An 8,346-nucleotide genomic window follows, 5' to 3' on the forward strand; every position below is an offset into this window, starting at 1 on the left:
TTTCGCAGCGGAGACACTCGGGTGCACCGCCGAATATGACGGTGCATTTGTCCCATTTGCCCACTCACGTCAATCTTTTTGCCTTTGGTCGCCCGAAAGAGTGGCCTTCGGTCTTCGACAGGCGGTACGCGCCTGACTACCGTCAGTGCCCATGGTGCGCTTCTCCGTTGTCGTCCCCGCCCATCGGATCCAGGGCTACCTGCGGGAATGCCTGGAATCCACGCTGGCCCAGAGCCTGCGCGACCTGGAGCTGATCGTCGTCGACGACTGCTCGCAGGACGCCTGTGCCGCGATCGCCGCGGAGTATGCGGAGCGTGACCCGCGCGTGCAACTCGTCCGTCTCGAATCCCGGTCGGGCGCGGGCGGTGCGCGCAACGCCGGGGCCGCGCGGGCCCGCGGCGACTTCCTGCTCTTCCTCGACGGCGACGACCTGCTCCTGCCCGGCTCGCTGCAGGCGATCGACCGGGCGCTGCACCAGCGGGACGTGGACGTCCTGCTCTTCGGGCACGACCGTGTCGACTGGTGGGAGAGCGTGCGCGGCGGCGGGGACGCGCCCGGCGACGATCCCCTTGCGGCCGTCCCCGTCGCCTGGAACCGGGTGTTCCGGCGCTCCTTCTGGGCGGCGCACGGACTGCGGTTCACGGCCGGCACCGACCCGTACGAGGACGTGCTGCCGGTGCACCGCGCCACGCTGCTCGCCGGTGAGCGGCTCGGAGTGCTCGACCGGGTGTGCGTGCGCTGGCGCAAGCGGCGCGGGGGGAGCGTGTCCACGACGCCGGGGAGGCAGCACTTCGCGGTGCTCTCGCGCTACGAGGAGCTGTTCGCGGCGCCCGCCGTCGCCGGGGCCGCCGCGGCGCGGGTGTTCCCGTACGCCGTGGCGCATCTGCTCGATGTGCTCGGCGACCCCGGGCGGATCAGGCCCGCCGACCGCGCCGACTTCTTCCGGGCCGCCGCCCGCCTGTACCGCAAGCACCGGCCGCAGGGGTACGAACCCGTGGGCGAGCGCCAGCGGGCCCTCGCCGCCGGGTCCTACGCCGCGTTCCAGGCCCTGAAGACCGCCGACAGCAGGCTGAAGGCGGCGCGCGGTGCGCTCGCGCGGCGCAAGCGGCAGCTGCGGGCCAAGGTCATGAAGGCCGCCTACCGCGGCGACAGACGCCGCCCCCTCGACCCCAACCTGGCCGTCTACGGCGCCTATTGGAACCGCGGTCTGTCCTGCAACCCGTACGCCGTGTACGAGAAGGCCCGCGAGCTCGCCCCGCACATCCGCGGCGTATGGGTGGTCAGCAGCCGCCACAAGCACAAGGTCCCCGAGGGCGTCGAGTACGTCATCGAGGGCTCGCGGCGCTACTGGCGGGCGATGGCGCGGGCGACGTATCTCGTCAACAACTCCAGCTTTCCCGGGGGGTTCGTGAAACGGCCGGGGCAGGTCTACCTCCAGACCCACCACGGAACACCGCTCAAGAAGATGGGCCTCGACCAGCGCCGCTACCCGGCAGGCACGCACGGCATCAGCTTTCAGAAGGTGCTCGACCACACCGACCAGTGGGATTTCAGCCTCTCCTCGAACCCGCACTCCACCGAGGTGTGGGAGCGCGTCTACCCCTCCGCCTACGAGCCCCTGAACCTCGGCTATCCACGCAACGACGTCTATTTCAAGGCCAGTTCGGAGGACGAGCAGCGCGTCCGCAAGGAGCTCGGCATCGGCGACGGCCAGACCGCGCTGCTCTACGCGCCCACCCACCGCGACTACCAGAAGGGCTTTCTGCCCCGGCTCGACCTGGAGAAGTTCGCCCAGGCGCTCGGCCCGGACTTCGTGATCCTGGTGCGCGCGCACTACTTCTACGGGACGCACGCGGGCCTGGAGGAGCACCCGCAGCTGCTCGACGTCACCTCGCACGCGCGCGTGGAGGAGCTCTGCCTCGCGTCCGACGCACTGATCACGGACTATTCGTCGCTGATGTTCGACTACGCCTGCCTGGACCGCCCGATCATCACCTACGCCCCCGACTGGCAGGCCTACCGCCTGGCTCGCGGCACCTACTTCGACCTCCTGTCGGGGCGGCCGGGCGACACCCCTGGCGCCGTCGCCACCAGCGAGGAGGAGCTGCGCTTCCTCTTCCAGGCCGAGGCGTGGGACACGGACACGACGACCCGCCTCCGACGGGCCTTCCGTGCGCGCTTCTGTCCCTACGACGACGGGGGCGCCGCCGAGCGCGTGGTGCGGCGGCTGTTTCTCGCCGGGGCGGATCAGGCCCGCTCGTAGGGCGAGCGGACCGGGAAGTACGCCGTCAGGAACGAGCGCATCGCGAGCGCCATCTCCTGGTCGGACAGCGTGCTGTGCGGTGCCTCGCCGATGCAGAACGCCATCCTGCCGCGGCTCTGCAGCAGCTGGCCGAGGCGGGCGTGACCGCTCCTGCTGCCGATGTCGACGTACTCGTAGGAGATGCCGCCCGGCACCGCGCGGCCGGTGACGAACGCGTAGTGCTGGAACAGGGACGACACCAGGGAATGGTCGCGGTGGGAGCGGAAGCGGCTGCGGGAGGTGGCGGTCAGTTCGTCGGCGTACCGCTCGGTGAGTTCCTCCAGGAGGCTGCGGCGCAGCGCGTAGGGGGCGTGCACGAAGCCGTGCGTGAGCGTGCGGCCGAAATCCCGCTCCAGAAGAGCGCGGTTGTTCTTCGCCGCCGCCAGATAGCCCTCGTCCCGCTCCGACGGCGGCAGCGGGGGCACGGACGCCCCCGCCCAGAAGACCCGGGGCAGCCCCGAGCCGAGGAAGAAGGTGTCCGGGGTGGTGGGGCGGCCCAGGAACATGTCGTCGTTGAAGTAGAGGAAGTGCTCCGACAGGCCCTCGATGCGGTGCAGTTGGGTCTCGATGGCATGGGAGTTGAAGGTCGGGAGCGCGGCTCCGGGGTCGGCGAAGAGCTCGCGGTGGTCGACCACCGTCAGGTCCGGGTGGTCCGTGTCCAGCCAGGCCGGGGTCTGGCCGGCCGTCACCAGATGAACCCGCCGGATCCAGGGTGCGTACTGCGCCAACGAGCGCAGGGAGAAGCGCAGTTCGTCACGGTTGCGGAAGCGCACCGCGCCGGTGTCCGCGGACTCCGCGCCGCCGCCGCGCACCTCGTCGCGCCGGGCCCGCCACTGCGGGTCCGCGTCGTCGACCCAGGTGTAGACGGCGTCGACGGGGAAGTCGACGTCCTTGACCAGGCGCCGCGCGAACACGTCGAGGGTCGGGTAGTCACGGCCCCGGACCCGCAGGGTGGCGGTGGGCCGCAGCGAGGGCAGCTCACGCCCCGCGAGCGTGCCGCCGAACGGGGCCCGCCAGGCCACCGGCTCCCCGTCCGCGGTGCGCGCAGTGCCGTCGGCGCCGAGCCAGCTGCCGTCCTGCCACGCCGCGGCCGCGTCCTGCCGCTCCCAGAACGCCACCGTGCAGGCCTGCGCGGCCCCGTACCGCAGCGACAGCGTCGAGGTGGTCACCGGCGTGAAGACCTTCACGCCCGCCACCTCGCCGATGCTGTCGAGGCGTTCGGCGAGCACCGGGCCCGGCGCGGCGTCCCGTGGCTTGACCAGCTCCGCGTAGACCGCCCTGTCGCGGCACGCCTCGGCGAGCGCCTTCAGGGCGCGGTCGCGGTACTCGGCGGCGACGGCCAGGGTGTGGGCCGTGGCGCCGGTGCGCACCAGGGCGTACGGCACGTCCTGTGCCTGAAGGGCGGACGCGGTGAGTTCGAGGTTGGCGTCGATCACCTGCGGCGCGGTCAGGTCGTCGCGCTGCTCGGCGAGCCGGCCCACCGAGCGCACGAGGCGGCCGCCGGACGCCGCGAGGATCTCGTCCTCGCGGGCGCGTTCACCGGCGCCGGGGGCGGCGCTGATCAGATACGGGGCGGTGGTCCTGAAGGCCGCGCCGCCGGAGCCGATGCCCGCCGCGACCCGGTCGGCGCGCTCACCGAGGCGCTCCGGTCTGTCCCTGCGGGCCACGAGCCGCTCGTACAACTCCTCCCACTTCGCGGTGACTTCGGCCGACGAGAAGCGTTCGTAGACACCGCTGCGGGCGGCCTTCGCATAGCTGCGGCGGGTCTCGGGGTCGCCCATCAGGGAGCTCATCGCGGCGGCGAGCGCGTCGGTGTCGCCGGGCGGCACGAGCAGCCCGTCCACCTTGTGCCGGACGATCTCGGCGGGCCCGGTGAGCACGTCGTACGCGACGACCGGCACCCCCGCGGCCATGGCCTCCAGGAGCACCAGCGGGAAGGCCTCGTTGTGCCCCGAGGTGAGCAGGCTGAGCCCGCCCTTGGCCCACTCCGCGGCCATGTCCTGGCAGGGGCCGAGGAGTTCGACGCGGTCGTGCAGGCCGAGGCCGTCGACGAGCCGCCGCAGCTCCTGCTCCATACGGCCGCTGCCGAAGACCCTCAGGGACCAGCCGGGGTGGGCGTCCGCGATCTTGCCGAAGGCCCGGATCGCGTGGTCGACGCGCTTCTCGCCGGTGAGCCGCGCGGCCATCACGATGGTCCGGCTCTCGGCGTCGGCGCTCGGCCGGAAGCCGGCGGGAACCGCGTTCGGGATCACCGCGAGCTCGGGTGCGCTCGCGCCGAGCGACTCCGCGAGCCACACCCGGGTCCGGTCGGTGAGCGTCACCAGGGCGTCCAGGCGCGGCGCGTGCAGCAGCAGCGGCTCGCCCGAGGCGCCGCGGCGCTGCGAGGGCCGGTGCTCCTGGTGCACGGTCACGACCCGCGCGGGCGCGTGCGTGACGGCCGCGGCCATCAGGGCGGGGGTGGTGGTGACGAGGACGTCCGTGTCGAGCGCGGCCAGTGCCGTGGCCATCTCGATGTCGGAGAGCCGGTCGAAGGCGTCCTCCCAGGCGGGCGCGATCAGTTCGCTGGGCAGCGCGGCGAGGGTGCGGCAGGCGGTCCCGTCCAGGAGCGAGTCGCGCACCGGGCGCTCCGGGGTGACGGTGCGGTCGATCAGGTAGCGCACCGGCAGCGCACGGGCCTCGCGGAAGAACGGCTCGTCCCTGGTCCTGAAGACGGACAGGATCTCCACGTCGTGGCGCTCGGCGAGATGCTCGGCCTGGGTGTACGTGGCCAGCTCGGTGCCGCCCATCTCGTCGCCCCAGCCGAGCAGATACGTGATCTTCATGAGGTCTCCGTGAGGTGCGAGGTCTCGGCGCGGTGCGAGGTCTCCGTGCGGTGCGCGATTCCGGTGCGGCGCGTGTTCTCGGTGAGGTGCGAGTCCTCGGTGAGGTCGAGGCAGGTCACGGCGAACGCGCCGGTCTTCGTGAGGTGCGCGTGGGCCCGTACGAGCGAGCCGCACGGCAGCGCGAAGACGCGGAAAGGGGCGGGGAAAGCGGCGGCCGGGTTGCGGACGTCCGTCAGCCAGCGCCCGACGGGCAGCTCGGCAGGGCCGCGGCCGCGGCCGGGCTCCCGCAGCAGCCGGAAATCCCACACCCACTGCCCGCGCCCGGCCCCGGCCATCGCGCCGAGCGGCAGCTGCAGCGTGAACTCCGGCCCCTCCCAGGAGGCTTGGACGGGTACGACGACGCCGTCCCTGCGCCGGACCGCCTCGGCCCGCCAGCCGCCCGGCCCCACCGCGACCAGGCGGCCGTGCACGGTGCCGCCGTCGCCGCGCGGCGTGAACCGGACCAGCTCGGCGCGCGGCTGCGGCCGTGTCACCTGCAGGGCGGCCCGCCCGGTGCGGCAGCGCACCACCCGGATCAGCGCCCCGGTGCCGGGGTCGGGCGCGTGCCGCACGGTCGGTGTGGGCGGCAGCGGCGGCTCCTTGTCCATCCGGATGCCGCGGCGCCGCCTGCGGCCGCCCTCCGTCGTCACGACCGTCATCCGCCACACGCCGTCGGCGAGGCGGAAACCGGCCCCGTCGGCGCCGGGGCCGCGCAGGGTGGCCGTCGCGGTGAGCAGCTGCCCGCCGCCCTCCGCCAGGCGTTCCAGGGCCAGCGGAAGCCGGTAGCGCCGACGGCCGCGGGAGATCAGGAGATGGGCCCCGTCCCCAGGTTCCACCGGTCCGGGCGGATCGAGGGCGAGGTTGAGTGTCCGGCTGTCCCGGAGCGAGAGATGGGCGGGCGACCAGAGAAGCACTGCCGAGCCACTGGTACGGCCCGCCACGACGCGTTCGATCCGGAACCGATTGGCCCGGATGTTGAACCCAAATCGCTGCATTCGCCTACTTTGCCCGCTGCGAGCAGGGGCGCTGGGGCGGCACGCTGGCGGTCACCTCCGCATGGCGGTCACCTCCGCATGACGGTCACCTCTGCTCGGCTGTCACCTCGCCCGGCGTTCACCTCCGCCCACACCGTCTTGCGCGGCGCCTCGACCCGGACGCCCCACCGGTCGGCGAGCGCGGCCACGATCAGGAGCCCGCGCCCCGCCCCGGCCTCGGGCCCCGCCCCGGCCTCGGGCCCCGGCTCGGCCGGGGGCGCGGCCGTGGGTGGCGGCGTGCGTGGCGAGCTCGGCGACGATCTCTGTGACGTCGGCATGGCCCAACACTGCTTGTGGGGGGCGCCTGTTCACCACGTACGCAGCCTGTACGCCGTGGTTTGTACGAGCCCGACGCCTGGACGTACTGGTAACCGCCCGTGACCACGGGAGACTCCCAGCCCCGTGACCGCGCGCCGTGTCGGCCGTTGTTGTCCTCAACGAACGAGTCGTACACCAGCGTTGGAAAGAGGCAGCCGTGCACAGGTCCGCGTACGAGCAGATGGAACTCTGCGTGCAGCAGTACATGCCGACCGGCGGCGGGCAGCGCGTCGTCGACCTCGGCTCCCGTATCTCCGACGGGCAGAAGCTCACCCACCAGGAGATCCTCAAGGGCCGCGACATCCGCTATGTGGGCGTCGACGTCTGGGACGGCCCGAACGTCGACCGCGTGATGCGCAAGCCGTACCGCATTCCGGTGAAGTCGAACAGCGCCGACTTCCTGCTCTCCGGGCAGGCCTTCGAGCACATCCCGTTCTTCTGGGCGTCGATGCTGGAGATCGCCCGGGTCCTCAGGCCCGGCGGCACGGCCTTCGTGACGGCCCCCTCGCGCGGGCACGTGCACGACATGCAGGACTGCTGGCGCTACTACCCGGACGGGTTCCGCGCCCTGGCGGCGTACACCAGGCTCGAACTGGTCGAGGCCTACACCGACTTCCCGCCGACCAAGGGCATCCGGCACGACTACAAGAGCGTGGACGCCAAGAACGCCTACTGGGGCGACTCCGTCGGCGTCTTCCGCAAGCCGAAGCGCTACCCCCGGATGACCATGACCTTTGTTCGGGCCACCACCCGCTGGTGGGCCAACCGGGTCGGTGGCGTCGAGGGCGTTCCGTTGCCCGAACCGCTGGCCGCGCGCGCCGAGTGCGGCAGGCCCGCGGCTGTGCCCGAGCCCGCGCGCCCGTCCGACGTGGGCGCGAGCGCAACGCACGCACGGTAGTCGTACGTTGACGAAAAGTGACATCTGCGGCGGGGCGCGCGTATCGTCCCGCCGCATGGCATGGCGAAACGCAGTGAACGGCGTACTCAAGCAGATCACCGGATACCAGCTGACGCGCGTCCCCGTACCCGCCCAGCGCACGGCCCCTCAGGCGGCGGCCGCGGCCCCCAAGCCGCAGCCCAAACCCAAGCCGAAGCCCAAGGGCCTGGTCTTTCCGGACGACTACGACGACGAGGCGAAGGACATCATCCGCGCGGTGAAGCCGTGGACGATGACCTCGCCCGAGCGCCTGAACGCCTTCATCCTCGCCACCCGGCACATCGTGAAGCACAACATCCCGGGCGACATCGTGGAGTGCGGGGTGTGGCGCGGCGGTTCCATGCAGGCCTGTGCCAAGACCCTGCTCTCCCTCGGCGAGACCGACCGCGAGCTGTTTCTCTTCGACACCTACGAGGGCATGACGCCGCCCACCGAGGAGGACCTGCGGCGGGACGGCAAGTCCGCACAGGAGCTGCTCGACGCCCAGGGCAAGGACCGGCCGATCTGGGCCGTCGCGGACCTCGACGACGTCAAGTCCGGTTTCGAGAACGTGCCTTACCCGCGTGAGCGGATGCACTACGTGGTCGGCAAGGTCGAGGAAACCGTGCCGCACGAGGCGCCCGAGCAGATCTCCATCCTGCGCCTGGACACCGACTGGTACGCCTCCACCAAGCACGAACTCGACCACCTCTACGAGCGGTTGGTGCCCGGCGGCGTCCTGCTCATCGACGACTACGGCTACTGGCAGGGCTCGCGCCAGGCCGTGGACGAGTTCCTGGAGAAGACCGGCGAGCAGCTGCTGCTGCTTCGCATGGATGAGGGGCGTATCGCCGTCAAGCCCTGACGGACCCCGCCAGGGAAGGAAGTTGAAGCCGGGCCCCCGCCCGCCGCCCG

The 8,346-nt window shown here is 72.1% G+C and carries 6 protein-coding genes; 3 read left to right on the forward strand and 3 right to left on the reverse strand.

The genetic code is table 11. From position 1 onward, the window contains the following. Positions 1-151: 151 nt before the first annotated feature. Positions 152-2,263 carry a bifunctional glycosyltransferase family 2 protein/CDP-glycerol:glycerophosphate glycerophosphotransferase gene (locus tag ACFQVC_RS40660; RefSeq protein WP_381841179.1) on the forward strand — a complete coding sequence of 704 codons (2,112 nt, stop codon included), beginning with the start codon at positions 152-154 and terminating at the stop codon, positions 2,261-2,263. On the opposite strand, the gene ACFQVC_RS40665 is transcribed toward ACFQVC_RS40660, so the two are convergent. The 3 genes from ACFQVC_RS40665 to ACFQVC_RS40675 form a co-directional block, all read right to left on the reverse strand. Further along, on the reverse strand, positions 2,248-5,124 hold the full coding sequence (locus ACFQVC_RS40665; protein ID WP_381841181.1) for a stealth conserved region 3 domain-containing protein: 2,877 nt from the start codon (positions 5,122-5,124) through the stop codon (positions 2,248-2,250). The two genes, ACFQVC_RS40660 and ACFQVC_RS40665, sit on opposite strands and share 16 nt — an antisense overlap. Further along, complete coding sequence (locus tag ACFQVC_RS40670) at positions 5,121-6,158, reverse strand: hypothetical protein (protein ID WP_381841184.1); 1,038 nt, start codon at positions 6,156-6,158, stop codon at positions 5,121-5,123. Before ACFQVC_RS40670 ends, ACFQVC_RS40665 begins: the two co-directional genes overlap by 4 nt. 68 nt (positions 6,159-6,226) lie before the next feature. Continuing rightward, positions 6,227-6,475, reverse strand: coding sequence for a hypothetical protein (locus tag ACFQVC_RS40675; protein ID WP_381841187.1), 249 nt, complete (start codon positions 6,473-6,475; stop codon positions 6,227-6,229). Positions 6,476-6,672: 197 nt separating this feature from the next. Between ACFQVC_RS40675 and ACFQVC_RS40680 the strand changes: the two genes are divergently transcribed. After that, a complete protein-coding gene (locus tag ACFQVC_RS40680) occupies positions 6,673-7,413 on the forward strand; it encodes a methyltransferase domain-containing protein (protein WP_381841190.1) in 741 nt (246 codons plus the stop codon). A gap of 55 nt (positions 7,414-7,468) precedes the next feature. Further along, positions 7,469-8,296, forward strand: coding sequence for a TylF/MycF/NovP-related O-methyltransferase (locus ACFQVC_RS40685; RefSeq protein WP_381841193.1), 828 nt, complete (start codon positions 7,469-7,471; stop codon positions 8,294-8,296). Positions 8,297-8,346: the final 50 nt, after the last annotated feature.

The sequence above is a fragment of the Streptomyces monticola genome, from assembly GCF_042665355.1.
GTDB lineage: Bacteria > Actinomycetota > Actinomycetes > Streptomycetales > Streptomycetaceae > Streptomyces > Streptomyces monticola.